The organism is Streptomyces sp. GbtcB7, assembly GCF_019091445.1.
GTDB lineage: Bacteria > Actinomycetota > Actinomycetes > Streptomycetales > Streptomycetaceae > Streptomyces > Streptomyces mirabilis.
In genome coordinates, this window is record NZ_JAGXJM010000692.1 from 1 (window position 1) to 233 (window position 233).

Annotated in this window: 1 protein-coding gene; it reads left to right on the forward strand. The window is 79.8% G+C overall.

What is annotated here, in order from left to right; all coding sequences use genetic code 11:
• A partial coding sequence (locus tag KVT44_RS57265) for a hypothetical protein (protein WP_217577225.1) occupies positions 1–184 on the forward strand: 184 nt, incomplete at its 5' end.
• Between the last annotated feature and the right edge of the window lie 49 nt (positions 185–233).

Below are 233 nucleotides of genomic sequence, written 5' to 3' on the forward strand. Positions count from 1 at the left end.
CCCGGACGGCCGGTCGCCTTCCATGCCCGGCTGGGCCGGGAAGCCCTCGGGGGCCGGGCGCGGGCGGGGCGCGTCGGGCTCGCTGGTCGAGGGCTGGGAGTGCTCGGGGCCGGGGGAGGCGGGCGGCGGCGAGGACGCGCCGGTGCCTGATGGGGACGGCGTGTCGGTGCTCGCCGGCGCCTGAGTGGCCGACGATCCGAGCCTGCCGCTGGGCGTACTCGCTGTGGAACCGG